The following is a 24,035-nucleotide window of genomic DNA, read 5'->3' on the forward strand; positions in this document are numbered from 1 at the left end:
TTCAAAAGACATAAGACAAGTTGTGGCGTAAAAACATTTGATGTTCCTCGAGACGTGTTCCCGCGCGGGGTGTTTGTGCGGGAGCGGGGCCAGATTCCTGACTGGGAGGGGCTTTATTTTGGACCGCTTGATGCTGGACATGAGTCGATTGGCGATTCGGAAAGCGGAGGATGCCGCGGCGGCGGGCACGCTGCGCATCGGAGACGGACGGGAACCCGAACGATCGGCTGCCGTCGGTTTGTCCTTCGATGAGCTGCTCTCCGCATCCATGAAGGAGGTCAATGCCCTTCAGCTCGAGGCCGACGACAGGATGCGCAGGCTCGCAACGGGGGACGTCGAGGATATCTCCGAGGTCGTCATGGCCTCGTCTCGGGCGGAGGTCGCCCTGAAGCTGATGATGGAGCTGCGCAACAAGCTCGTGGATGCCTACCAGGCCTTGTCGCGCATCGCCGGCTGATCTCTGAGGAATGATGGACAGCCTCAAACGCTGGTTCGCGGCCTTTATTCTCTTCTGGGTCTCGCTGAAGCTGTGGCAGCGTATCTCCCTGTTCCTTGCGGCGTTTTTGGTCGTTGCCGCAATCCTTCTTCTTGTCCTCTGGGGGGGGAGAACGTCCTACGAACCCCTCTTTGCCGGGCTGGAGGTGGAGGACCAGGCCGCGATCGTCTCCTACCTGCGTGAGAACAAGATCCCCTATCGTCTGGACCCGTCGGCCAACGCCATCCTCATGCCCAGGGGCCAGGTTTACGAGACGCGCCTCTCCCTCGCCCAGGAGGGGCTGCCCAGGGGAGGAAGCAAGGGTTTCGAGCTTTTCGACAACACCTCGATGGGGCTCAGCGAATTTCAGCAGCGCATCACCTACGTCAGGGCCATCGAGGGGGAGCTGGAGCGCACCATCGCGCAGATGGACGCCGTCGATACCGCCAGGGTCAGCGTCGTCATCCCGGAGCAGCGCCTGTTCCTCGAGCAGCAGAAGCCCTCGACTGCGTCGGTCCTTCTTCGGCTGCGCCCGGGGACGACCCTGGGGCAGAATCAGGTCAAGTCGATCATCCACCTGGTCTCCCACAGCGTGGATGGCCTTCAGCCGGAGGATGTCACCGTCGTCGATACGGGGGGGCGCATCCTCTCGGATATGATCGCCGATTCCATGATCATCTACCCGCCCGATGGGCGCAGCACTGTGACCTCGGTCCAGCGGGAGCTGGAGCGTCAGCGCGAGCGTGAGCTCGAGTCGAAGGCGCGTCTGATGCTCGAACAGGTGTTCGGCCCCGGCAAGGTCGTCGTGAGGGTCAAGGTCGATCTCGATTTCGACAAGCGCTCCCGTTCCCTCGTCGAATACACGCCCAACCCCGAGACGGGGCAGGGGGTCCCGCGGAGCAACCAGCGGGAGGAGGAGAACTACAACGGGCAGGGGCAGCCGGCGGCGAGCAACCCCGGGACCACGACCAACATCCCCGGCTACGCGATCAACACCCAGAACGTGAACAGCGAGTACAACAAGGGGACCTCGACGACCAACTACGAGATCACCACGCGCAAGAGCGACGAGGTGGTCACGCCCGGAGGGGTCCGGCGCCTGACGGCCTCGGTCCTGGTGGATGGGGACCTGGACGAGGCCCGGCTCGGAGAGCTTCGGGAGGTCGTCTCCTCCGCCATCGGGTTCAGCGAGGCGCGGGGCGACAGCCTGGTCGTCAAGGGGATGAAGTTCTCCACGTCGTTCGCCGATTCCCTTGCCGAGGAGCTGCGGCAGGAGCGGGTGACGCGCATCATCGTGGGTGCGGTCATCGCCCTGATCATGCTGCTTCTGGCCGCGGGGGCCGTCGTCTGGTGGCTCCGCCGCCGAAAGGCCCGCATGGCGGCGGTCGTCCTGGAGGAGGAGGGCGGCAAGCATGTGCCCACGATACAGGAGATGCTGACCTCCCCCGACCTCCTGGCGTTTCAGGGGGAACTGGCGGTGCTGGAGGAGCAGCTGAAGGTCTACGCCAAAAACAACCCCGGAGAAGTGGCCAACCTCGTCAACGAGTGGCTCTCCTCCGACAGTTAGCCGAAATGCAGGAAAAGGAGCCCGTTCATGGCTAAGTCGAACAGCTCGATATCCAGCAGGGAGAAGATCGCGGTCCTCATGGTGGCCCTGGGGAACGACATCGCCGCCGAGGTCTATAAAAAACTGGACGATACCGCCATCGAGCTGATCACGCTCGAGGTGGCCAACCTGCGCAAGGTGACGCCCGAGCTCAAGCTCGAGGTTCTGAAGGAGGCGCAGGAGATCCTGATGGCCCGGGAGTTCATGGCCCGGGGCGGGGTGGACTACGCGCGCGACGTCTTGGAGCGCGCGCTGGGGCCGGAGAGGGCTCAGAACCTTCTGGCGCGGATCACGGCAAGCCTCCAGGTCCGGCCGTTCGACTTCATGCGCCACACCGACCCGCAGCAGGTCCTGGGCTTCATCCAGGGCGAGCATCCTCAGACGATCGCCCTGATCCTGTCGTACCTGGAGGCGCCTCAGGCCGCGATGATCCTCAGCGGCCTGCCCGCGGTCCTGCAGGCCGAGGTGGCCAAGCGCATCGCCCGGATGGACCGCATTACGCCCGAGGTGCTTCGGGAGGTGGAACGGGTGCTGGAGCGCAAGCTGAGCACGGTCATGGGGCAGGACTTCACGATGGCCGGCGGCATCGACGCGGTGGTCGCCATCGTGAACAGCTCCGACCGGACCACGGAGCGCAACATCATGGAACACCTGGAGGAGAACGACCCCGAACTGGCGGAGGAGATCAAGAAGCGCCTCTTCGTCTTCGAGGACATCATCCGGCTGGACGACCGTTCGCTGCAGCGCGTCCTGCGCGAGGTCGACATGAAGGAGCTGGGGCTGGCCCTCAAGGGGGCGACCGAGGAGCTTCGGACGAAGTTCTTCAAGAACATGTCCAAGCGTGCGGCGGAGATGCTGCAGGAGGATATGGACTACATGGGCCCGGTCCGCGTCAAGGATGTGGAGGAGTCCCAGCAGAAGGTCGTCAACATCGTCAGGGGGCTGGAGGAACAGGGCGAGATCGTCATAGCCTCGGGCGGAGAGGACGAGCTCGTTGTCTAGCGTCCGCCAGAGGGTCCTGCGCACGGTTCGTCTGCTGCCTCAGGCCGTCAAGATCGGAATGGAGTCCGAGGCTGCTCTTTCCCTGGAACAGGGGGAAGAGCAGCGTTCCAATGAGGGGGAGGCTGCCCCGGAGGCTCCGACCCCGAGGGAACGGGACGAGAACGAGGAGCTTCGGGAGCAGATCGGGGATCTGCTCCGGCGTCTGGATGGTGCGGAGAGGCGCAATGCGGACCTGTCCCGGGAGAAGGCCGAACTGGAGGCGGAGGCGGAGCGCCTCCGCCTGGATTATGCCGAGAGGGAGCGGGCCCTGGAGTCGCGCGTGCAGGGCGAGGAGGAACGCGCGCGCGAGGAGGGGCGCCTCCATGGAGAGGCCGAGGGACGGGAGTCCGGCCATGCCGAGGGGCTCAGAACGGCCAGGGTCGAGGTGGAGGCCCTGTACCTCAAGAAGCTGGGGGGGCTGGTCTCCCTGCTGGAGTCCATCGCGGCCCGCCTGGAGGAGGACTTCTCCGAGCTGGCCGCACTGAATCAGCCCCGAATGCTGCGGCTCTGGTTCGACATGCTGGGGCGTATGCTGAAGCGGGAGGTCGAGCTGAAGCCGGACGCGGTCCTGCCCGTGCTGGCCGACGTCCTGACGCGCCTCAGCGACAAGAACAGCGTGGTGATCTACGTCTCGCCCGAGGATATCGCCCTCCTCCAGAACAGCCTGGATCGGGAGTTCGAGGAGGTGCTGCGCGGCGTGCGCCACCTGGAGCTGAAACCGGATGCCAGCGTGGACCGCGGAAGCTGCATCGTGGAGACCGGCCTTGGGGTTTACGACGCTCGCTGGCGCACCCAGATCGGGCAGATCGAGTCCTCGATAGAGAAACTCTTCCAGAAGCTGGGCAAGCCGGCCAGAAGGCCCTCGGCCCACCGGAGGAAGGAAGGGGAGACGGAGGGCGGGAAGGCCGCGGCGCCCTCCCCTCAGACGGCGGGGACGCGGAAGAGGAGGGCCGGGACCCGGAGGGCCGCGGCCGATGACGCATCGGACAAGGCGTCGGACGAGGGGGCCCCGAAGTGACGCAGCCGGGCCTGTTCTCCATCCTGGAGTCCGAGCTGGAGCAGCTCCCCCTGGTCAAGATCAACGGAAGGGTCGCGCAGGTCGTGGGGCTGGTCGCGGAGTCCCAGGGGCCGGACGTCCGCGTGGGGGACCTGTGCCGCATCTGCTTCCGGGACGGTTCGCACGGCCTGGATGCGGAGGTCGTCGGGTTCCGGGACGACCGGGTACTCTTGATGCCCCTGGGGGACCTGCGCGAGGTCGGGCCGGGGTGCGACGTGATCTCGACGAACCATCCCCTGGAGGTTGGGGTCGGGGAGGCCCTGCTGGGGCGCATCCTGGACGGTCTGGGGGAGCCCATGGACGACGGGGGGCCCTTGGCGGCCGCGGATTTTTATCCCTTGTACGCGGAACCGCCGCACCCCCTGAGGCGTCAGATGGTGGAGCGCCCCCTGTCCGTGGGGGTGCGCGTCGTCGATGGGATGCTGACCCTCGGGACGGGGCAGAGGATCGGGATCTTCGCGGGCTCCGGGGTCGGCAAGAGCACGCTCCTGGGGATGATGGCCCGGTACACCACGGCGGACGTCAACGTCATCTCCCTGGTGGGGGAGCGCGGGCGCGAGGTGCGGGAGTTCATCGAACGGGACCTGGGGCCGGAGGGCCTCGCGCGCTCCGTCCTGATCGTCGCGACCTCGGATCAGCCGCCCTTGATCCGCCTCAAGGCGGCGCTGACCGCGACCGCCGTGGCGGAGTACTTTCGGGATCAGGGCAGGGACGTCCTGCTGATGATGGACTCGGTGACCCGAGTCGCCCGGGCGCAGAGGGAGATCGGCCTGGCGATCGGCGAGCCCCCGGCCACGAGGGGCTACACGCCCTCGGTGTTCGAGATGCTGCCCCGCCTGCTGGAGCGGGCCGGGGCGGGCGAGAGGGGCAGCATCACCGGCATCTACACCGTGCTGGTCGAGGGCGACGACATGAACGAGCCCGTTGCGGACACGGTGAGGGGCGTCCTGGACGGACACATCGTCCTGTCCCGCAAGATCGCGTCGCGCAATTCCTATCCGGCCGTCAGCGTGCTGGAGAGCGTCAGCCGCGTCATGCCGGCCATCGTCTCGCCGGAGCACCTGGCGGCCGCCGGGCGCATCCGGGACCTGTTGGCCACCTACGCGGAGTCCGAGGATTTGATCAACATCGGGGCCTACAAGACGGGCTCCAACGCGCGGGTGGACTGGGCGCTCTCGCACCTGGACAGCGTGCGCGGTTTTCTGGAGCAGCGCGTGGACGAGAGCTCCTCGTTCGAGGAGACGGACAGGCTTATGCTGGCCCTGGCCCCGCAGCCGTGATTCCGAACCTCGACCGCCCGCAGAAGAATATGAAAAATATGGAATCAGATGTTTTTCATTCTGGAGGGTTGCTGCCGTGCATCAGCGTATTCGAAGGTTCAGCCGCATCCTGAAGCTGAAGGAGGACGACAGGCGATCCGAGCAGGCCCTTCTGGCGGCGGAGCGCCGGGAGGAGAAGGACGTCATGGATCGGCTCTTCTCCCTGGAGGGGGAGAAGTCGAGGGCCGTGGAGGATTTCTGCGGCTGCGGCGGGAGTGGGAGCACGGCGTCCTGCTCGGAGCTCTGGTTCCGCCGGCAGTTCATCGATTCGATCGAGGACCGGATCCATGAGGGCCGGGACTCCCTGCAGGATGTCCGCCAGAGGATCGCGGGGACGGAGGCGCGCCTGGTGGAGCGCCATCGGGACGTCCGTGTCATGGAGACCTATGTCGACCGGCTCAGGGCCGCCGATTTTCAAAGTCGGATGGATGCCGAACAGCTCGAGCTGGACGACGTGGCCATGGTGCGCTATTCGCGGACGAAAAAAGGAGCCGAGGCATGATACCGGAGATGACGAACATGAACCGGGCGCTGGGGCGCATCGATGAGATCCTGCAGCGGTGCGTTCCCTGGATGGAGAAAAGGGCCTCCGGGACGCAGCGCTTCGTCGATGTCCTGGACGAGGCCGTTAAGAAGGCCGGGACGCCTGCGGAACGGTCCATTGACGGGCTCCGCAGGCTGGCTGGGCGTTGTGCGGAGGACTACAACATCGACGAGGAGCTCATCCGTGCCGTCATTCAGGTGGAGTCGGGCTGGAACCCCGAGGCGGTCTCCGCGAAGGGGGCCCGTGGCCTGATGCAGCTCATGCCGGGGACGGCGGATATGCTGGGCGTCGAGGATCCCTTCGACCCGGAGCAGAATATCGAGGGCGGGGTAAAATACCTCTCCGGTCTGACCGATAAATACAATGGAGATATCGAAAAAGCTCTGGCGGCCTACAACGCGGGGCCGAACCGGGTCGATGCGGGGCGGATCCCCGAGGCGGCCTCCCGTTACGTCAGGAACGTCATGGCCCTCTACCGCCGCTACAGGGAGGAAGATTAGAGATGGCCGAGGAACGCGTGGCGGACAGCCCCAGGGAGCCTCAGGCGGAACAGGCGCCGGCCGCCTCTCCCGCGGCCCCCAAGAAAAAGAAGAGAAAACGAAGCAAACTGGGCCTGTTGTTTTTGCTTCTCCTCCTGGCCCTGGGCGCTGCGGCGGGCCTTCACTTCAGCGGGATCTGGGACGGCCGCCCTCTCTTCTGGAGCGTGGTCCCCAGGATCCCCTATGTGGGCCCCTCCCTGGCGCAGCTCTTCGACATCCCCGCGCGGTATTCCCTGACGACGGAGGAACGGCGCCGGCTCGAGCTCGAGGAATGGCAGAGGCGACTTGACGAGCGGGAGCGCGGCGTTCTGAGCGCCAAGGCCGGGCTGGATGCCCTCTCGGACGACCTCGGCAGGCGTGCGGAGGTCCTGGACGAGCAGGTGCGACTGCTTTCGGAGTCGAGCGCCGACCGGTCGGGGAGCGAGGCGACCGAGGACGAAAAACGTCTGATCGACCAGGTGGCCAAGACCTATCAGGACATGTCCGCGCGCAATGCGGCGCAGATCGTGGAGCAGCTTCGGGAGGGCCTCGCGGTGGACCTGCTGAAAAAACTTCCGGTGGACGCCCGTGCCTCGATCCTGGGCAAAATGAAGCCCCAGCGGGCCGCGCGGCTGACGGAATTAATGTCCGGCCGAGGGCGCTAGGCCCAAAGTGCCGGGCGAAGGCGATAAACAGAGGGAAAGGACGTGGGGACGTTGGCGGAGGCGTTTCCTTCCGTACAGGTGAGTACCCCCGGACAGGGGTTCGGAGATGGGGTGAAGGGCGGAAAGAAGGGCTTGGGCGAGCCTGCGGACCCGCAGCTTTTTTCCAGCCTGATGGCCCAATACGCCTCCGTCCCCGGGATGGAGAGGGAGGCGGAGCCCCCCGCGCTGGAGAGGGTCTTCGAGGTGCTGAGGGGAGGGCTTTCCCGGCTCTCTCCCGAGGCGCTGAAAATTCTTGCGTCCCTGAAGGAGGGGCTGCAGCGCGAGGCGCCCGAGGCCTTTCCCCTGATGAAGGAGGCCGCGGAGGAGGCGCTGAGCGCCATTCCCGAGGAGGAACTCCGGCGTCTGGAGGCCCTGCTGTCCCGCGCGGCGAACCGCCTCGGCGCGGAAGATGGGGACGCGTTGGCCGAAGCGGGGACGGGGGATGCCGGCGCTGCGGAACGGGTCTCGTTTCGGGCCTCTCAGCTCTCCTCCCCGGCTTTTCGGACCGAGGACCCCGGGGCGGACGGCGAGGATGGCGGTAAGGACGATGAGGGCGGATTTTTCGCGGACGCAGCCGATGCTTCGAATGCGGCCCCTGCGGAGGGGGGCGGTGCGCCGGTTCCTTCCTCCATCCTTGCGGAGGCCGCTGTCCTCCAGCAGGGGGCGATGCCCGAGGTTTCGGGGTGCCGGACCGAATTGAAGGAGGTCCCCGCCGCCGGGGACCGGGGCGCCGATTCCATGTCCATCACGCTTCCGCCCGACCCTGCGGGCGAACTCCCCGCCGGAGAGAATCCTTCGCTTTCGAGGCTCCCTGGAGCCCGTCGGGAGACGGGGAGGAAGGTCCCCCTCCCCGGGGGGGAGAACGAGGCCGGGGAGCAGGCCGCGTCCGCCCCGGATGGGGACGATGGCTCCGGTGTCGCGTCGGCCCTGAGATCTCCGCGCGAGGGGACCGGGCGGGAGGGTGGCCGGGAATCCGGCGGCGACGCCTCCCGGAAGCGTTCCCGTGGGGCGGAGGCGGCCCGGAACCACAGCTCCGAGGAGCTTCCCCGAAGTGCGGAGAGGACGGAATCCCGGCCGGACTTTCAGTCTTTTTTCGACGGCATCCTGGCGAGCCGCCGCCCGGCTCAGCCTCAGGCGGCCCCCTTGGAGTTGAGCCGAGGGGCGCAGCCGGGCGAGGTCCTGCGCGAGGGAGTCGAGAACGTGGTGCGGTTCGCCCGCGCAGGCGGAGGGCATCGTGCGAGCCTGATCGTGGATCCTCCTGCGCTGGGGCGTCTGACCGTGGAACTGGCCACCGGGACCTCGGGGCTCGAGGCGAACATTAAAGTTTCCAGCGAGCAGGTCCGACACTTAGTACAGGATCAGATCGTGCAGCTCCGGATGTCCCTGGCCCAGCAGGGCGTACAGCTGGCCCACTTTTCGGTCGATGTCCAGCAGGACGACGGCCGGCGCCAGCAGGGTTTCTCGCGGGGGCAGGGGGGCCGGCGCCGGGTCCGCGGCGAGGCGTCCGGGGAGGACGACGAGGCGGCGAACGCGGTGTTCCGGGTGGACCTGAACCAGGGGCTACTCCACTGGGTGGCGTAAGCAGGCGACCAGCTCCTCGGGACCGTCAGGTCCCGAGTGCTGTGTCGATCGCTTATGCCGAACGGCAACACAGTTGTTGCCGTTCGGCGAAGCAGGCAGCCGAATTTTCGAGGCCGCTGAGACCCAGGGGCTGGTACGGCAAGCTGTAGCCCTGCCGTTCGGCGAAGCAGGCAGCCGGTTCCGTTCCAATGAAAATGTATCGAGGAGGTGGGCGTCATGCCCGTCATGAACGTAAACGACAATCAGCCCCTCCTGAGCGGGGAGGAGTTGAAAAATGCCTCGAGGGCGGTATCGAAGGATCTGGATAAGGAGGCGTTCCTCAAGCTCCTGATCGCCCAGCTGTCGAATCAGGACCCGATGAACCCTATGGAGGACCGGGAGTTCATCGCCCAGATGGCGCAGTTCAGTTCGCTGGAGCAGATGACGAACATGTCCAGGACCCTCGAGAAGATGGCGGAGGCCGACAAATTCTCCGCGGTGAACTACGTGGGCAAGACCGTGGGCTTCACGAAGGAGGCCGATACCCCGGACGGGAACCCGAAGCAGGTCGCTGCGATCGTCAAGGCCGTATGGTTCGACGACCCCAAACAGGGCACCGTCCTGGAGACGACGGAGGGATTCGTTCCGCTCAGCAAGATCGAGGGCGTGGGGCCCGAGGTCGGAAAGATCGGGAAGATATAGGCCGACGGTTTCATGCCGTCCATGAATGCGGCGGTAAGGGGTTTTCTGGCCTCCAGGATGGGGGCCTGCGGTTTCGCGGAGCGATAACTGAAAAATTATCGCAGGAGGTTCTTGAGGAATGCTCAGATCTTTGATGACGGCGGTTACGGGCGTCAAGGCGCACCAGACGATGCTCGACGTGACGGGCAACAATATAGCGAACGTCAACACCACGGGCTACAAGAAGGACTTCACGATCTTTCAGGATCTGCTGTACCAGACCACCCAGGGCGCCTCGGGGCCGGGCGACAACCGCGGCGGCATCAACCCCTCTCAGGTGGGGCTGGGCGTCTCGGTCGCGTCCATCGAGACCATCCATTCCCAGGGCGCGGCTCAGTACACGGGCAACAAGTCGGACATGATGATCAACGGGGACGGGTTCTTCGTCCTGAAGTCCGGGGGCAGCACGCTGTTCAGCCGGGCCGGGGCCTTCATACGCGATAAGGACAACGACCTGGTTCAGTCCGGAACGGGCTATCGCGTGCAGGGCTACAAGATGGAGCGCGATCCGCTGAACCCCCAGAAATTTGTCCGGTCCAGCGAGCTCTCCGACATCAACATCCCCATGGGCAAGAAGATGGAGCCCCGCGCCACGACGATGATCAATTATCAGTGCAATCTGGACAGCCGCAGCGCCGCCTATCTTCCCTACGGTTTTCCGGACCTTCCCTACAACGAGAAATGCGGATGGCCGGGGAACCCCAGCGGCGTCGCCAAGATCAAGATGGACGGCGTGGAGTACGACATGAGCTTCAAGACGAACCTGGCGTCCGCGGACGGCAAGGGATACCTGACCGTCACCGTCGAGAACGGCGGGCAGAAGCAGGAATTGGTCTTCGACATGGTGGGGATCAACGGCGGCAAGCCGAAGCTGGCGGCGGGGACCCACGTGCCGGCTGCGCCGGTTTTTCCGGGCACCAATCCCCCCGTGGCCATGACGCTCGACTACGACGACTCCACGGGCGGCCTGAAGATCAAGAATCCGAGCGGGGCTACGGTCTTCGAGTACAACCTCAAGGCCGACATGCGCTACGCGTCCTTCACCCTCAAGAATGGAGGGGTCGAGACCCCCGTTATCGCGGAGTTCGACGAAAGTCCCAGCAAGCTGTCGGGGACGCCGGTGACCCTGCGCATGTGGTATCCCGACGCGGGGGGAACGGGGATGGTTCCCCTGACGGCCACGGTTCACTTCAAGCCGGACGGCAAGTTCGATTTTGTCGAAAAGATAACGGGTACGCTCCCGGCTGGGTTTACCGCGGATAATCTCAAGGTGGCGGTCGTCGGCAGCGGGTCGGGGCTGGCGGTCCAGCAGGCCAAGGACCTCGCGAATCCCAAGGAGCCCTTCGACACCTTGGCCCAGATCAATCAGGGCGGTTTCCACCAGACCAAGAAGACGATCTACGACTGCCAGGGCAACCCCTATACGCTGGAGGTCAACTTCAAGAAGATCACCGAGAACCGCTGGCGGTGGGAGGCCTTTCTTTTGGACTCCGAGGGGAAACAGGTGACGGGGGCGAACTGCGAGGACAGCACCGGGGGGTCGTCGGGGAACTCCAGCGCCATCGTTCCGACCCCCTCGTCCGGGGAGATTGCCTTCTGCGGCTGCGGCCCCATCTGCGATCCCCTGGAGCAGGAGATCGAGATCCCCTTCAGCCTCAAGGGGATGACGAACTCGAAGATCAAGCTGAACTTCGGCGGGAATGGCGACAAGCTGAACGGCGTCACGCAGTACGCCTCCGAGACCACCACCAAGGCCGTGTATCAGGACGGCTACACGATGGGGGTCCTGAATGACTTCAATGTCGGTGTGGATGGGACGATCTCGGGGACCTTCAGCAACGGTCAGGTGCAGCCGCTTTACCGGGTGGCCCTGGCGACCTTCCCGAACCAGCAGGGCCTGGAGAAGGTCGGGGATTCCGCCTTCGCCCCGACGATCAACTCCGGCGATGCGAACATCGATGCCGCCGACAGCGGGGGGAAGGGCTCCATCAAGGGGGCCACGCTGGAGATGTCCAACGTGGACCTGACGGAGGAGTTCACGCGCCTCATCATCTCGCAGCGCGGTTTCCAGGCCAATACCCGCGTGGTCACCACCAGCGACCAGATCCTGGAGGAGGTCGTGAACCTCAAGCGGTAGCGCGTCGCGGCAGAATGGATGATTCGGCCCCGTCCTTTTCGGCGGGGCCGTTTTTCATGCCCCGAGGACCTTGAAATATGTCGGGAGGAGGAGGAGAATTATGCTGAGGTTCTTTCCTCTCCCGTCTCGTTTTTTAAGCGGTTTTCGTATACAATCAGGATGTGATCCGCGCAGCCTGCGGGTGCGTCGTTCCTTCGCCTCCGGGGACCGCTGCGCTTATGGGGGCTTTGGAAACCCGACGCGCTTGTCGGACGGAGGATACGATGATCGAGCTGCATCGTCTGAATGGCGAGCTTTTTTTGCTGAACTCTGATATGATTGAAACCGTTGAAAGTACGCCGGACTCCGTGGTGCGCCTTTTCAATGGACATCGTTACATCGTTCGGGAGGGTCTCGCGGAGATTTGCGATAAGATCGTGACCTTCAGGCGATTGGCGGGCTATTCCTGTGTTATGGCCGGTGCCCTGGACGAGTCGAAGGATTCGGAACCGGGTCGGCAGGGCCTTTCCTGAGGACATACTGCCAGGCGAGAGGTGGATGAATCTTGGATCTGACCACAGTCGTAGGTATGCTCATCTCATGGATTCTGGTTATTGGGGGCATGGCCTCGGGCGGAAGCCTAGGGGCCTACATCGATATCCCCTCGCTTCTGATCACGATCGGAGGAACGATCGGAGCCGTCATCATCTCCTTTCCCGGGGATAAGCTCAAGGCGGCGGGCGGAGTGATCAAAAGCGCCTTCGTCTCGAAGGAACCCAATCTCCTGGGGATGGTGCAGACCATCGTCAGCTTTGCCGAAAAGGCCCGGCGCGAGGGCCTTCTGGCGTTGGAGTCCGACGTCTCGGAGCTCGACAACGAATTCATGAAGAAATCCATCCAACTGGTGGTCGACGGGACGGATCCCGAACTGGTCAAGGCGATCCTGGACACCGAAATTGGGGTCCGAGAGGATCGCCACCTTTCAAATAAGGCAGTCTTCGACACCATGGCGGAACTGGCTCCGGCTTATGGGATGATCGGGACCCTGATCGGCCTGATCGCCATGCTGGGAAACCTGCAGGACGTGAGCGCCCTGGGGCCCGGAATGGCGGTTGCCCTGATCACGACGATGTATGGCTCGATGGTGGCCAACATGTTCGCGGGGCCCATCTCGAAGAAGCTCGCGGCGCGGTCGGCCCAGCAGATCGCGGCGATGGAGCTGATGGTCGAGGGTATACTGGCCATCCAGGCCGGGGAGAACCCGCGCATCGTGGAGGAGAAGCTCAAGGTGTTCCTTCCCCCGAGGCTCAGGGGGACCCTGGGGCAGAAGGAGGAATAGCCCGTGGCCCGGCAGAAGAAAGCTCCTCCTCCTCCTCCGTCCGCCCCCCTCTATATGGCGACCTACGGGGACATGGTGACGCTGGTCCTTTGTTTTTTTGTCCTGCTCTTCGCGATGTCCTCCGTCGACGCCCAGAAGTTTCAAAAGGCCCTGATCTCGTTGAAGGGCTCCTTGGGAGTGCTTAAGGGCGGGCAGACGACGGAGGAGTCCATCGAGCCCAACCGGAGCGGGGAGGAGGGGCGGGACGCCGGGGCCGCGCCGCGCTTCGAGATGGATACGCGCCACGTCGCGCATACGATCAACAGCTATCTGCGCGCCGAGGGGCTGGACAAGTCCATTCAGGTCTCGATCAACCAGCGGGGGGTTGCGGTCTCGATCTCGGATCAGTTCCTCTTCGCCTCCGGCAGCGCGGAGCTCAAGCCCGAGGGGCAGCGCGCGCTCTACAAGATCGCGACGCTGGTGCGCGACAAGGTCCCTGCCGTGGCGGTGGAGGGGCACACCGATTCGGTCCCGCTGACAGGAGGAATGTACCGCAACAACTGGGGGCTTTCCTCCATGAGGGCGGCGGTCGTGGCCGATTACCTCGAGACCGCGGGGAGGATCGACCCGCTGAAGCTTCAGGCGGTGGGATTCGCGTCTTATCAGCCGATCGTCCCCAACGACAGCCCCGAGCACAGGGCGCTGAACCGCCGGGTCGATCTCGTGTTTCTTTCTCAGTATCCCAAACGCTAGAAGGGGTTGAGCGGAGCCGCATGAAACGGATCATTGTCTTTGTCGTGGTAGGGCTGGTGATGTTCGGGGCCGGTTTTGGCGGTGGGCTGGTGCTGGGTCGCACCATGGCGTCGGGGGACGGCGCCGCGGTGGAGACGCGTCAGGTAAGGGCGCCGGGGCCCATCGTGTCCGTCGGCGAATTTACGAGCAACCTAGCCGGGGCGGGAAGGCACGTCATCACCTTCACGCTGTCGCTGGAGCTCCTGAACGAGAAGGCGGTCGAGGTCGTGCAGGCTCCCGGATGGCTCCTCAGGATCAAGAACGAGGTGCTGCTGATCGTCAAGGACAAGGTCTACGAGGACCTGACCAGCGCCGAGGGCGCCCTGCAGTTTGCGGGGGACATCAAGCGGACCCTGAACTCCATATTGCCTGAGAACAAGGGCGAGCCCCTTGTCGTTCAGGCGCTCTTCGAGTCGTTTGTGCTTCAATAGGGCTCCGTGAGGGCTCCGCGTTCTTTTGAAACGTAAAGGCAGGTGATGACCTCTGGCTCCCGACGTTTTGTCTCAGAGCGAAATAGATTCCCTGTTGAGCGCCCTGACCAGCGGGAGCGTAGACCTCGATTCCATCTCCGAGAATTCCGGCGATTACAAGGTCAAGGTCTACGACTTCAAGCGCCCCGATAAATTCAGCAAGGACCAGCTCCGGGCCATTCAAATGATTCACGAATCCTTCGCCCGGCAGCTGACGACGGTCATGTCGACCCTGATCCGTTCCATGGTCTCGGCCGAGGTCGCCTCCGTGGATCAGCTGGCCTACGAGGAATTTGTGAATTCGCTCGTGCAGCCGACGGTCATCGGAACGGTCGAGATGCATCCCTTTGACGGCAATATCCTGGTGGAGCTCAACCCCAACCTGGTTTTTTCCATCATCGACAGGATGCTCGGGGGGAAGGGGGAGTTCTCGGGAAAGGTTCGGGAGCTCACGGATATCGAGAAGACCGTGACCGAGCGGGTCATGATGCGGATGCTGGAGCTTCTCGAGGACAGCTGGAGCACGGTGGTGGACGTGCGTTTCCGCTTCGAGAGCATGGAGAGCAACCCTTTCTTCGTTCAGATCTGCCCGCCCCGGGATATGGTGCTGCTGGTGATCATGAAGCTGAAGGTGGGGGACATCGAGGGGATGATGAGCCTCTGCTTCCCCTATTTTCTGATGGAACCGATCGTCGACAAGCTCTCCTCGCAGCAGTGGTTTGCCTCGACGAGCCGCAAGAGGGACGAGGACGAGAGGGAGTGCATCGTCAGCTCGCTGGGGAGCGTCAGGATTCCGCTCAGCCTGGAGCTGGGGCATACGGTTCTGAGCCTGGCGGATGTCTATGCGCTGGAGCCCGGGGATGTCATCAGGCTCGACGAGACGCGGGAGAGCGATATCTCCATCCGGGTGGGGAACCACGTGCGCTTCAAGGCCAGGCCGGGAACGCGCCACGGCCGCCTGGCGGCGGAGCTGACCCGGGTTTTGAATGGGACGGCACAGGAAGAGGCGGAAGGAGGAGAGGGAGATGGACGATCTTCTTAGCCAGGACGAAATCAACGCGCTGCTCTCCGGAGGGGCGCTGGGGGAGGACTCGGGATCGGGACTCTCCATGGAGGATTCTCAGCTTCTGGACGAGGTCGCCTCTATTTTTTCGAATGCCGAGAACAGCGTTTTCGGCATGTTGTCGGGCAAGGACGTCGACACGGCCCTGGAGAGCGCCGAGGTACTGTCTCAGAAGGACTTCCTGGAGAAGCTCCCCGAGGCGCCCTTTATCTTTCGCGCGACCTGCGGCGGCTTTGACGATATCCCCCTGACGCTCGTCGTCGAGCAGCAGGGGGCGCTGATGCTCGCGGACCTGATGATGGGCGGGGAGGGCAGGGAACTGCCCGAGGAGCCCAGCGACCTCTATCTGAATGCCGCTCAGGAGGGCCTGAGCCAGGTCGTCGGCGCCTCCTTCACGAGCCTCAGCGGCCTTCTCGGCGGAAGAAGGCTGATGCCCGAGAACATCTCCTCCTCCCTGGCGGGAGAGGGCTGGCTTCCCTTCCCCCAGCTCGATGCGGAGACCTCGATCTGGGTCAGCCCCGCCACCGTTCGGGTGGACGGCCTGACCCCCTTCAAGGTCTGGAGCTCCATTCCTCTGGATTCCGCCCTTGCCGTCGCGGGCCTGATGCGCCAGATCATCGGGGAGCAGACGCCCAAGGACTCGGTGCCGGCCCCGGAGGAGTCGGGGGCCGCGGCCCATCCGGCAGGCCCCGCTCCCTCGGCGAAGCCCCCTCAGCCGAATGCCCCGTCGTCCGGTCCGATGTCGTCGATGTCCCGGGCCGCACAGCAGCCCGCTCCTGTGGTGGACGTCCATCCCGCCGAGTTTCTCCCACTGGGACAGGGCGGTGGAGCGGCGGGAGGCAGCCGCATCGATATGATCGCCGATATCCCCGTTCGGGTGACGGTGGAGCTGGGGAAGACCCGGAAGAACATCTCCGAGATCCTGGCCCTGACCACGGGGTCCGTGATCGAGCTGGACAAGATGGCGGGAGAGCCGGTGGATATCCTGGTCAACGGAAAACCGATAGCCAGGGGAGAGGTCGTCGTGATCGACGAGAATTTCGGCGTGCGCATCACGGACGTGCTGGGCGCCGGAGCCAAGGTCCATTCCGCCTGACGCCCCGTGCCGTTTTTCCCCCTCGTGTCCCCGTTCTCGCTTTTCATGGGGACAATTCGTGATATAATCAGTTCCGTTATCGGTGATTTTCTCTTGCTACTGCCCCGATAAATCTTTGAAAATAAAGGATTCTTTGTGATTTTTCCTGAAACGGAAACGATACTGACCGGGCTTGAGTCAGAGAATCTGAGTAAGCGAGGGATACAGCATGGGCAAAAAGGTTCTTATTGTTGATGACGCGGCCTTCATGCGTATGATGTTGAAGGACATCCTTCAAAAGAACGATTTTGAAGTGGTCGCCGAGGCTGAAAACGGCAAGGTGGGCGTGGCTGCGTATCAGAAATTCAAGCCCGACATCGTTACGATGGATATCACCATGCCCGAGATGAACGGCATCGATGCGGTGAAGGCCATAAAGGCCCTCGACGCCAATGCCAAGATCGTCATGGTCTCGGCGATGGGGCAGCAGCCGATGGTCATCGAGGCCATTCAGGCCGGGGCCAACGATTTCATCGTCAAGCCCTTCCAGCCGGAGCGGGTCATAGAAGCGATTTCCAAGGTACTGGCCTAGTCTCGCGGGACTTGGGGCGGACCGTGGGCGTTGGGGGCGGGCCGAATGGCGGCGGAGCCTGATCTTTTTGTCTATCTGACTCGCGTCCTGATCGCGTTGGGAGTCCTGTCCGCCTCCGCTTTCGTCCTTGTCCGTTGTGCGAAAAAGAAAAACGGCTCGGACGGAGAGGGAGTGCCTGTGAGGGTTTTGACATCCTTGCCCGTGGGTAAGGATGTCTTTTTTGTGGTCCGGTGCGGACCGGATGTCCTTGCCTTTACCTCGGGCGGAGGCGGGAGCCGTTTGATGGGTAGGTGGACGTATGAGGATTGGATGTGTTCGGCCGAGGGGACGCCGCCTCACCGGGAGGGAGGTTGAGCCCGGCTTCTTCCTCCTTCTGGGGGCGCTTGTCCTGTTTCTGCCGTTTCTGTTCCTGACGCCCGCGTCGGCTGCGGAGGCGGGGTCCTTTTCCCTGCCCTCCCTGCGGCTGGGCATCGCCTCCGCCGATTCTCCCGCGGATGTGGCCCTGTCGCTCCAGATCCTGGGGCTGCTCACCGTCCTCAGCCTGGCCCCGGCCATCCTGTTGATGATCACCAGCTTCACGCGTATCGTCATCGTCCTGGGGTTCGTGCAGCGTGCGATCGGCCTTCAGCAGTCCCCTCCGCAGCAGGTCGTCACGGGGCTCGCCCTCTTTCTGACCCTCTTCACCATGTATCCCACCTGGAACCAGGTTTATGAGAACGGCCTCGCCCCCTACCTGGCGCGGGACATCCCCGCGGAGCAGGCCTGGCAGCGTTCGGTCGTGCCGGTACGGGAGTTCCTGTTCCGCTACACGCGGCAGGAGGAGCTCTCCCTGATGACCTCCATGGCGAAGCTGGAACAGCCCGTATCCCGGGACCGGGTCCCGACCCGGGTCCTGGTGCCGGCGTTCATGCTGAGCGAGCTGAAGACCGCTTTTCAGATGGGGGTGGTCATCTACATCCCCTTCATCGTCGTGGACATGGTGGTCTCGAGCGTCCTGTTGGCCATGGGCATGATGATGCTTCCGCCGATGATGGTGTCCCTGCCCTTCAAGCTGGTGCTCTTCGTCATGGCGGACGGCTGGAATCTGGTCGTGATGAGCCTGCTGAAGAGCTTCACGAACGTGCCCTGAGCGCGCCGTTTTCCGTTTGGTCGATTATTGTTGCGTGGAGGAAAGGAATCGAAGGGAGAGGACCCGGAAAAATGCCCGTAACGCTCCTCAGTCTTTACGACGTCATGAGCAATGCCGTGTGGACGATGATGGCGGTTTCCATGCCGATCCTTATGGTCGCGATGGTGGTGGGGCTCCTGATCGGCATCCTTCAGACGGCCACCTCCATCCAGGAGCAGACGCTGATCTTCATCCCCAAGATCCTGGCCGTCTTCCTCTGCATGGTGCTTCTGGGCCCCTGGATGGGAGCCAGGATGCTCGTCATGACTCGTGAGATACTGGGCCAGCTGGAGCGCTTCATCCAATAATTCCGCTCCTCGGGCATTCGTATGCTGCGTTTAGGCAGACGACCGGCCCTGATGAAACCCCTGAGCGCCCCGCACAACTCGCGAGCGCTCGTTGGCGGTCTGCTTATCTGCGGCGTCTCGCAAAAGCCGCCTTGCCTGCGAATACCTGCGAAACGGAATGAGAAGGACCGGGAAAAGGAACGATACTCCGAGAGGAGGGGGGAGGGTTGAAGGGAATCGAGCTGCCCACGCAGCTTCTCGTCGTTTATCTGCTGATCCACCTTCGCTTCGTGGGCATGGTGTTCGCCTCGCCCCTCTTCGCCTCCACGATGTCCCCGGCCTCCTTCCGCTACCTGGGCGCGGTGCTCCTGACCGCGGCGTCCGTGGGGGCGGTGCCGTCCGCCCAGGTCCCCGTGGTCCTCTTCGACAGCGTCCTCGCACTGTCCGTCCTGGCCCTGCGCGAGTTTTTTGTGGGGTTTGCCATCGGGTTCCTGGCGTCCCTGCCTCTTCCGGCGCTGAACACCGCCGGGGAGCAGATCGGCACGGCCATGGGCTTCTCCATGGCGCAGGTCGTCGACCCCATGACGCAGAGCCAGGCGTCGATCATCGGCCAGCTGAATTTTCTGGTGGGACTGTGGTTCTACTTCCGGTGGAACGGGCATCTTCTGATGGTGCAGTCGGTGATCGAGAGCCTGCGCCTCGTGCCCCTGGGGCGTCTGGCCCTGTTCCCCGTCGGGGACATGTCCCTGGGAACCTGGCTTCAGGAGCTTTTTGTGCTGGCGATGCGGATCGTGATCCCCTTCTACTGCGCCCTCGTGCTGGCGGACGTCGGGCTGGGCTTCCTGGCCCGGACGGTCCCTCAGATGAACATCTTCGTCCTCGGGCTCCCGATCAAGGTGGCGCTGGGGTTCCTGGTCCTGGCCGCGGCGCTGCCGCTGGTGGTGGACCTGATCTATACCCAGTTCGAGCGGTGGATCGAGTTTGCCCTGACGAGCGTCCTGGCGTGGAGGGGAGCGCCGTGACCCTCCTTTTGGGACAGCGCGCCGTCGGAGGGGGGCGGCCCGTCCCCTTCGATCTCCAGTTCTTCGCCCAGGAGCGGACCGAGCCGGCCACCCCCAAGAAGCGCCAGAAGGTGCGCTCGGAGGGGCGCGTCTGCGTGAGCCGGGACCTGACGGCCGCCGTCGGGATCCTGACGGGGCTGGCCTCCCTGCTCCTTCTGGGGCCCTTCATCTATGGGCTTTTCCTCGCGCTGCTTCAGCTCTCCATTCGTTTCATGGGGGATAAGATTCTGTTGCGGGAGGGCTGGTTCCCCATCTTGTCCCTGGAGGCGATCAAGAGCTATTTTCTGACCTGGCTCCCCCTGGGGGGGCTGGTCGCCATCCTGGCCGTCGCGGTGATCGTCTGGCAGGTGGGCTGGACCGTCACGGGCGAGCCCTTCAAGATCAACCTGGACCGCCTCAACCCGATCAGCGGGATGAAGAAGATCGTCTCGCTGCGCTCGCTGGTGGAACTGCTCAAGGGGCTGCTGAAGGCGGCGGTCTTTGCCGTCGTGATCTACACCGCCATCCGGGACTACCTTCCCGACACCCTGAGGGCCATGCAGTTCCCCCTCGGCCATGGAAGCGCCGCCTTCTGGAACATGCTCTGGTCCCTTGCGATGCGCCTGGCGGCGATGCTCCTGATCATGGCCCTGATCGACTACATGTATCAGAAGTGGGAGTTCGAGCGGTCGATCCGGATGAGCCGTCAGGAGATCAAGGAGGAGTTCCGCCAGATGGAGGGGGACCCGCAGATCAAGAACAAGATCCGGCAGAAGCAGCGGGAGCTCGCCAAGAAGCGCATGATGGCCTCGGTGCCCAAGGCCGACGTGGTCATCACCAACCCGACGACCCTGGCCGTGGCCCTGGAGTACGACCGCGAGCTGATGAGCGCCCCTCAGGTCGTGGCCAAGGGCCGCGGGATCGTGGCGCAGAGGATTCGGGAGCTCGCGCGTGCCCACGGCGTGCCCGTCGTCGAGAACAAGCCTCTGGCCTGGGCCCTGTTCGAGGGGGTCGAGATCGGGGAGGAAATCTCCGAGGAGCTCTATCGCGGCGTCGCGGAGATCCTGGCCATGGTCTACCGCCTGCGGGCGGGATAGGCGGTTTGCGGTGCGGGCGGGTTTGCTTCCCTGATTCCTGTTGTATAATCGAACGGGAGGAACGTTACGGAACGTGCCTTCGTGAAGGGCCGCGGAAGAGGCTCGGGGCGGAATGGATGAGACGAGAACAATGATGAAGATAAAATGGAATGGAGTGGAACGCGTGCGATGACCGGAAAATTCTTTGTAAGAAAATCCGTGGGGCTTTCCCTGCTTTTCTGCCTCGCTTTGTGGGTTTCGTCCGCCTGGGGCTCGGACGAGGATATCCTGAGGAAATGGAAGAGGACCGACTCCTTCAACGAGAAGTCCGAACTCCAGACGGTGGCCATCGAGGTGACCTACTACTCGGCGGAGTACGTCGAGGCTCTGGTGCGCTCGGAGGCGGAGAAGAACCTCTGGACGAAGGACGAGATGGAGAACTACAAATACACCCTGCTGAAGAGCCTGAACCTTCACGACTCCATAGCCTTTCATATCGATTTCAACGTCACGGGCGTCCCCATGCACCCCCAGCCGTTCGACCGCCATCTGACGCTCTTCGTCGGCAAGCAGCGCTACAATCCCTCCGATTACGACAAACGATTCAACTTCAAGATCTCCGGGCAGCGGGACGGAATGGTCTTCTTCCCCCGCTACGACCCCAAGACGGGCAAGGACATCCTGGAGGGAGTCAAGGACATCCGCCTTGTCCTGAACGGGGCCATCAGTCAGGCCACCGCGGCGAGGGGAGATATCCGCTGGGTCTGGGACCTTTCGAAGGACAATCCCGAAGCCCTGGGGACCGGTAAGGCCATGGACCGTCTGGAGCTGGACCGGCTGATCAAGCGTATGGAGAAACTGAACCAGGAAAGGCAGGAGCTTCAGACGAAGATCGACGCCCTCGATCGTGAGCTCGACGAGGTCCGCAGCAGGATGGACGAGCTTCAGACCCGGTAGACGATGAGGGCGGAGGGCATTTTGCCCATGCCTTATGGCTTATAATTGAGGAGAGATTGACGTGGATCGCATCGCAGTTCTGACCAGCGGGGGGGACTCCCCGGGCATGAATGCCGCCATCCGGGCGGTGGCTCGCACGTGCTTCTTCAACGACAAGGAGTGCGTGGGGGTGCTCCGGGGCTATGAAGGGTTGATCGACGGGGATTTCATTCCCCTTACCCGTTCCTCCGTGGGGGGGATCATCCATCGCGGGGGGACGATCCTCAAGACCGCGCGCAGCGAGCGCTTCACGACCCCCGAGGGACGCGGGGAGGCCCTGGCCCGGATGAGGGCGGCGGGGATCGAGGGCCTGGTCGTGATCGGCGGCGACGGGTCCTTTCATGGGGCCAAGGAACTGCACGACATGGGGATGCCGGTCATCGGAATTCCCGGTACCATCGACAACGACGTCGCGGGGACGGATGAGACGATCGGCTTCGACACCGCCGTCAACACCGCCCTCGAGGCCGTCATGCGCCTTCGGGACACCGCGTCCAGCCACGACCGCCTGTTCATCGTCGAGGTGATGGGGCGCAACGCCGGCTTTTTGGCCCTCGAGATCGCCGTCGCCTCGGGGGCGGAGTACGTCGTCGTCCCGGAGCTCCCCCTGAGCATCGGCAACCTCTGCCAGCGGCTGCGCCTCTCCCAGGCTAAGGGGAAGAGCCATACGCTCATCATCCTGGCGGAGGGCGTCATGTCCGCCAACGAGATGAAGGACAAGCTCCAGGACACCGGGGGCTACGACGCGCGCGTCACCGTCCTGGGCTATATCCAGAGGGGCGGCAGTCCCACGTCCTTCGATGTCCTGCTGGCCTCCCGGATGGGTGCCTATGCGGCCGAATCCCTGTTGATCGGGAAATCGGGCTATATGGTGGGGAACGTGAACCATCGCATGGTCCTGAGCGACCTGGAGCGCTCCTGGAACGAGCATAAATCCCTCAGCCCGGAGCTTTTGGGGTTGGTCGACAAGCTGAATTGAGCCCCATGCGGGGTCCCGATGTCTGACAGCCCGGATGCTCGATTTCTCAATTTGTCGGATTCGTCGGCCTTCGCCCCGGCCCCGATGACGCCCCTTCCCGGCGCCGCTTTGGATTCGCTGCGGGGTGTCGTGGCCTCGGACCTGGGGGGGCGCAGAGTCTCCCTGCTTTCGGACGCCCCCCTGTGGGAGCGGGCGTTCTCCCTCTGCATGGCGGCGCGGAGCGTGCTGATCGTCACGGGGTTCTTCATCCGCTCGGCCTCGGCCCCCGAGACGGACGGCCCTCCGGGTGCGGTCATCCTCGGAAGGGCCCTGGCCCTTTTGGGAAAGAGGGTCTGCCTGGCGACGGACCGCTCCAACCTCTCCGCGCTGGACGCCTGTTCCGGGAGCGTCGGCGGCCCTTCGGCCCTTTGCCTGGACGGGCCCGACCCCGCGGCCCTCAAGGGGTTCGACCTCCTGGTGTTCCTGGAGCGTCCGGGGCGGGCCGCGGATGGGCGCTACTACAACATGAAGGGCGAGGACATCGGCTCCGTGGTCGTCCCGCTGGACGACCTGGCCCTCGCGGCGGCGGGATCGGGGGTCCCCGTGCTGGGGATCGGCGACGGCGGAAACGAGGCGGGTATGGGGACCCTCTATGAGCCCCTGTCGCGGCTCCTCCCCCATTATGCGCCCTTCCTCTCCCGCGTCCCCTCGACGGTATGCCTTCCGGTGGACGTGTCGAACTGGGGAGGGTACGCCCTGGCGGCACTCCTGTCCGTCCCGTTCGGCCGCTGGGCGGGCCTGAACGAAGGGGAGGAGGAGCGGATGCTCGCGGCTCTCCGGGACAGGGGGGCCGTCGACGGGGTTTCGGGGCTTGGCGGATGTTCGGTGGACGGCTTCGCACTGCCCGATCTGAATCGGGTTTCCTCCCGGCTCAGGAGCTGGTACGCGGGGTATGAGGAGCGTGGGGGCCCCCGGCCTCCGGCGGAGCCGTCATGACGAGACGAAAGCCCTTTTTGTTCCTTCTGATCGTTTTTACGCTCGTGTTGACCCTCCTTTCATTCTGGGTGGTGCGGCAGAGTTCCGTCCGGTCCGGCGAGAACTTCATGATCTCCAACGTGACGATCAACGTCGATATTCACGACCGAAGGTTCCTGACCGGGACGGTCTCCCGATTCCCCTACGGCTCGAGGCAGGGGTGCCTGTATTTCGATTATTCCCGCGTCGAGGAGGATGGCGAGATCCAGGTCGTCTGGCGCTGGGGGGACAAGGTCGTCCAATCGGAGACGTATCCGCTGCCGGCGCCATCCGGATCGAGGATGTACTGCCTGCTCCAGGAGAGCGGCGTCCCCCTGCCGAGGGGAAAATACGCGGTCGATATCCTGTACCGTTCCGAGACGATCCCGGAGTTCCGGTTCGAGATTTATTGAGGCCCGCCGGCGGACGCGGCGCCTGAAGGGGGCGTGTCGTGGAGCTTTTTCTCGTCTTCTCCCTCCCCGGCATCATGGGATTCTCTTTGTGG

At 63.9% G+C, this 24,035-nt stretch carries 26 protein-coding genes; all 26 read left to right on the forward strand.

The window, feature by feature from the left end; all coding sequences use genetic code 11:
* The first annotated feature begins 118 nt into the window (after positions 1-118).
* The 26 genes from fliE to Q0176_RS01700 all read left to right on the forward strand — a co-directional run bounded on the left by fliE (position 119) and on the right by Q0176_RS01700 (position 23,943).
* Positions 119-457 carry a flagellar hook-basal body complex protein FliE gene (gene fliE, locus Q0176_RS01575; protein ID WP_299298453.1) on the forward strand — a complete coding sequence of 113 codons (339 nt, stop codon included), beginning with the start codon at positions 119-121 and terminating at the stop codon, positions 455-457.
* Between the two features lie 10 nt (positions 458-467).
* Positions 468-2,042, forward strand: a complete 1,575-nt coding sequence (gene fliF, locus Q0176_RS01580; RefSeq protein WP_299298456.1) for a flagellar basal-body MS-ring/collar protein FliF — start codon at positions 468-470, stop codon at positions 2,040-2,042.
* A 27-nt stretch (positions 2,043-2,069) separates the two neighbouring features.
* A complete protein-coding gene (fliG, locus tag Q0176_RS01585) occupies positions 2,070-3,083 on the forward strand; it encodes a flagellar motor switch protein FliG (RefSeq protein WP_299298459.1) in 1,014 nt (337 codons plus the stop codon).
* Entirely contained in the window at positions 3,076-4,140 is a 1,065-nt protein-coding gene (locus tag Q0176_RS01590) for a FliH/SctL family protein (protein ID WP_299298462.1), read from the forward strand. The genes fliG and Q0176_RS01590 overlap by 8 nt, the downstream gene beginning before the upstream one ends.
* Positions 4,137-5,459, forward strand: a complete 1,323-nt coding sequence (gene fliI, locus Q0176_RS01595) for a flagellar protein export ATPase FliI (protein ID WP_299298465.1) — start codon at positions 4,137-4,139, stop codon at positions 5,457-5,459. The genes Q0176_RS01590 and fliI overlap by 4 nt, the downstream gene beginning before the upstream one ends.
* Positions 5,460-5,535: 76 nt before the next feature.
* Complete coding sequence (locus Q0176_RS01600) at positions 5,536-6,000, forward strand: flagellar FliJ family protein (protein WP_299298468.1); 465 nt, start codon at positions 5,536-5,538, stop codon at positions 5,998-6,000.
* Positions 5,997-6,542, forward strand: a complete 546-nt coding sequence (locus tag Q0176_RS01605) for a lytic transglycosylase domain-containing protein (protein WP_299298471.1) — start codon at positions 5,997-5,999, stop codon at positions 6,540-6,542. Before Q0176_RS01600 ends, Q0176_RS01605 begins: the two co-directional genes overlap by 4 nt.
* A 2-nt stretch (positions 6,543-6,544) precedes the next feature.
* Entirely contained in the window at positions 6,545-7,225 is a 681-nt protein-coding gene (locus Q0176_RS01610; protein WP_299298474.1) for an MgtE intracellular region, read from the forward strand.
* Positions 7,226-7,276: 51 nt separating this feature from the next.
* Entirely contained in the window at positions 7,277-8,845 is a 1,569-nt protein-coding gene (locus tag Q0176_RS01615) for a flagellar hook-length control protein FliK (protein ID WP_299298477.1), read from the forward strand.
* 216 nt (positions 8,846-9,061) lie between these two features.
* Complete coding sequence (locus Q0176_RS01620) at positions 9,062-9,526, forward strand: flagellar hook capping FlgD N-terminal domain-containing protein (protein WP_299298481.1); 465 nt, start codon at positions 9,062-9,064, stop codon at positions 9,524-9,526.
* Between the two features lie 118 nt (positions 9,527-9,644).
* A complete protein-coding gene (locus Q0176_RS01625; RefSeq protein ID WP_299298484.1) occupies positions 9,645-11,702 on the forward strand; it encodes a flagellar hook-basal body complex protein in 2,058 nt (685 codons plus the stop codon).
* Between the two features lie 263 nt (positions 11,703-11,965).
* The gene (locus Q0176_RS01630) at positions 11,966-12,214 is read left to right on the forward strand and encodes a flagellar FlbD family protein (RefSeq protein WP_299298487.1); all 249 of its coding nucleotides are present in this window, start codon (positions 11,966-11,968) and stop codon (positions 12,212-12,214) included.
* Positions 12,215-12,246: 32 nt separating this feature from the next.
* Complete coding sequence (locus Q0176_RS01635; RefSeq protein ID WP_299298490.1) at positions 12,247-13,020, forward strand: motility protein A; 774 nt, start codon at positions 12,247-12,249, stop codon at positions 13,018-13,020.
* 3 nt (positions 13,021-13,023) lie between these two features.
* Positions 13,024-13,752 carry a flagellar motor protein MotB gene (locus Q0176_RS01640; protein ID WP_299298493.1) on the forward strand — a complete coding sequence of 243 codons (729 nt, stop codon included), beginning with the start codon at positions 13,024-13,026 and terminating at the stop codon, positions 13,750-13,752.
* Positions 13,753-13,772: 20 nt separating this feature from the next.
* Complete coding sequence (locus tag Q0176_RS01645) at positions 13,773-14,222, forward strand: flagellar basal body-associated protein FliL (RefSeq protein ID WP_299298496.1); 450 nt, start codon at positions 13,773-13,775, stop codon at positions 14,220-14,222.
* A 67-nt stretch (positions 14,223-14,289) separates the two neighbouring features.
* A complete protein-coding gene (fliM, locus tag Q0176_RS01650) occupies positions 14,290-15,303 on the forward strand; it encodes a flagellar motor switch protein FliM (protein ID WP_299298499.1) in 1,014 nt (337 codons plus the stop codon).
* The gene (gene fliN, locus Q0176_RS01655) at positions 15,287-16,420 is read left to right on the forward strand and encodes a flagellar motor switch protein FliN (protein WP_299298502.1); all 1,134 of its coding nucleotides are present in this window, start codon (positions 15,287-15,289) and stop codon (positions 16,418-16,420) included. Before fliM ends, fliN begins: the two co-directional genes overlap by 17 nt.
* Positions 16,421-16,628: 208 nt before the next feature.
* Entirely contained in the window at positions 16,629-16,991 is a 363-nt protein-coding gene (locus Q0176_RS01660; protein ID WP_124887112.1) for a response regulator, read from the forward strand.
* A 298-nt stretch (positions 16,992-17,289) separates the two neighbouring features.
* Positions 17,290-18,120, forward strand: coding sequence for a flagellar type III secretion system pore protein FliP (fliP, locus tag Q0176_RS01665; RefSeq protein ID WP_299298512.1), 831 nt, complete (start codon positions 17,290-17,292; stop codon positions 18,118-18,120).
* Positions 18,121-18,191: 71 nt separating this feature from the next.
* On the forward strand, positions 18,192-18,467 hold the full coding sequence (fliQ, locus tag Q0176_RS01670; RefSeq protein ID WP_299298514.1) for a flagellar biosynthesis protein FliQ: 276 nt from the start codon (positions 18,192-18,194) through the stop codon (positions 18,465-18,467).
* A gap of 206 nt (positions 18,468-18,673) precedes the next feature.
* Positions 18,674-19,468, forward strand: a complete 795-nt coding sequence (locus Q0176_RS01675) for a flagellar biosynthetic protein FliR (RefSeq protein ID WP_299298517.1) — start codon at positions 18,674-18,676, stop codon at positions 19,466-19,468.
* The gene (gene flhB / locus Q0176_RS01680) at positions 19,465-20,583 is read left to right on the forward strand and encodes a flagellar biosynthesis protein FlhB (protein WP_299298520.1); all 1,119 of its coding nucleotides are present in this window, start codon (positions 19,465-19,467) and stop codon (positions 20,581-20,583) included. Before Q0176_RS01675 ends, flhB begins: the two co-directional genes overlap by 4 nt.
* 168 nt (positions 20,584-20,751) lie before the next feature.
* The gene (locus Q0176_RS01685; protein ID WP_299298523.1) at positions 20,752-21,519 is read left to right on the forward strand and encodes a hypothetical protein; all 768 of its coding nucleotides are present in this window, start codon (positions 20,752-20,754) and stop codon (positions 21,517-21,519) included.
* A 61-nt stretch (positions 21,520-21,580) separates the two neighbouring features.
* A complete protein-coding gene (gene pfkA, locus Q0176_RS01690) occupies positions 21,581-22,537 on the forward strand; it encodes a 6-phosphofructokinase (protein WP_299298526.1) in 957 nt (318 codons plus the stop codon).
* 51 nt (positions 22,538-22,588) lie between these two features.
* The gene (locus tag Q0176_RS01695; RefSeq protein ID WP_299298529.1) at positions 22,589-23,512 is read left to right on the forward strand and encodes a DUF4392 domain-containing protein; all 924 of its coding nucleotides are present in this window, start codon (positions 22,589-22,591) and stop codon (positions 23,510-23,512) included.
* On the forward strand, positions 23,509-23,943 hold the full coding sequence (locus Q0176_RS01700; RefSeq protein WP_299298532.1) for a hypothetical protein: 435 nt from the start codon (positions 23,509-23,511) through the stop codon (positions 23,941-23,943). The genes Q0176_RS01695 and Q0176_RS01700 overlap by 4 nt, the downstream gene beginning before the upstream one ends.
* Positions 23,944-24,035 lie beyond the last annotated feature (92 nt).

It is taken from the genome of uncultured Fretibacterium sp. (assembly GCF_938040765.1).
GTDB lineage: Bacteria > Synergistota > Synergistia > Synergistales > Aminobacteriaceae > CAJPSE01.

What these genes read in the sequence shown, in the direction of transcription:
- fliN (WP_299298502.1), top strand. Translation starts at nt 15,287, where the DNA reads ATGGACGATCTTCTTAGCCAGGACGAAATCAACGCGCTGCTCTCCGGA.
- fliF (WP_299298456.1), top strand. Translation starts at nt 468, where the DNA reads ATGATGGACAGCCTCAAACGCTGGTTCGCGGCCTTTATTCTCTTCTGG.
- Q0176_RS01605 (WP_299298471.1), top strand. Translation starts at nt 5,997, where the DNA reads ATGATACCGGAGATGACGAACATGAACCGGGCGCTGGGGCGCATCGAT.
- Q0176_RS01645 (WP_299298496.1), top strand. Translation starts at nt 13,773, where the DNA reads ATGAAACGGATCATTGTCTTTGTCGTGGTAGGGCTGGTGATGTTCGGG.
- Q0176_RS01660 (WP_124887112.1), top strand. Translation starts at nt 16,629, where the DNA reads ATGGGCAAAAAGGTTCTTATTGTTGATGACGCGGCCTTCATGCGTATG.
- Q0176_RS01700 (WP_299298532.1), top strand. Translation starts at nt 23,509, where the DNA reads ATGACGAGACGAAAGCCCTTTTTGTTCCTTCTGATCGTTTTTACGCTC.
- Q0176_RS01610 (WP_299298474.1), top strand. Translation starts at nt 6,545, where the DNA reads ATGGCCGAGGAACGCGTGGCGGACAGCCCCAGGGAGCCTCAGGCGGAA.
- fliQ (WP_299298514.1), top strand. Translation starts at nt 18,192, where the DNA reads ATGCCCGTAACGCTCCTCAGTCTTTACGACGTCATGAGCAATGCCGTG.
- fliG (WP_299298459.1), top strand. Translation starts at nt 2,070, where the DNA reads ATGGCTAAGTCGAACAGCTCGATATCCAGCAGGGAGAAGATCGCGGTC.
- Q0176_RS01630 (WP_299298487.1), top strand. Translation starts at nt 11,966, where the DNA reads ATGATCGAGCTGCATCGTCTGAATGGCGAGCTTTTTTTGCTGAACTCT.
- Q0176_RS01625 (WP_299298484.1), top strand. Translation starts at nt 9,645, where the DNA reads ATGCTCAGATCTTTGATGACGGCGGTTACGGGCGTCAAGGCGCACCAG.
- Q0176_RS01620 (WP_299298481.1), top strand. Translation starts at nt 9,062, where the DNA reads ATGCCCGTCATGAACGTAAACGACAATCAGCCCCTCCTGAGCGGGGAG.
- fliP (WP_299298512.1), top strand. Translation starts at nt 17,290, where the DNA reads ATGAGGATTGGATGTGTTCGGCCGAGGGGACGCCGCCTCACCGGGAGG.
- Q0176_RS01685 (WP_299298523.1), top strand. Translation starts at nt 20,752, where the DNA reads ATGACCGGAAAATTCTTTGTAAGAAAATCCGTGGGGCTTTCCCTGCTT.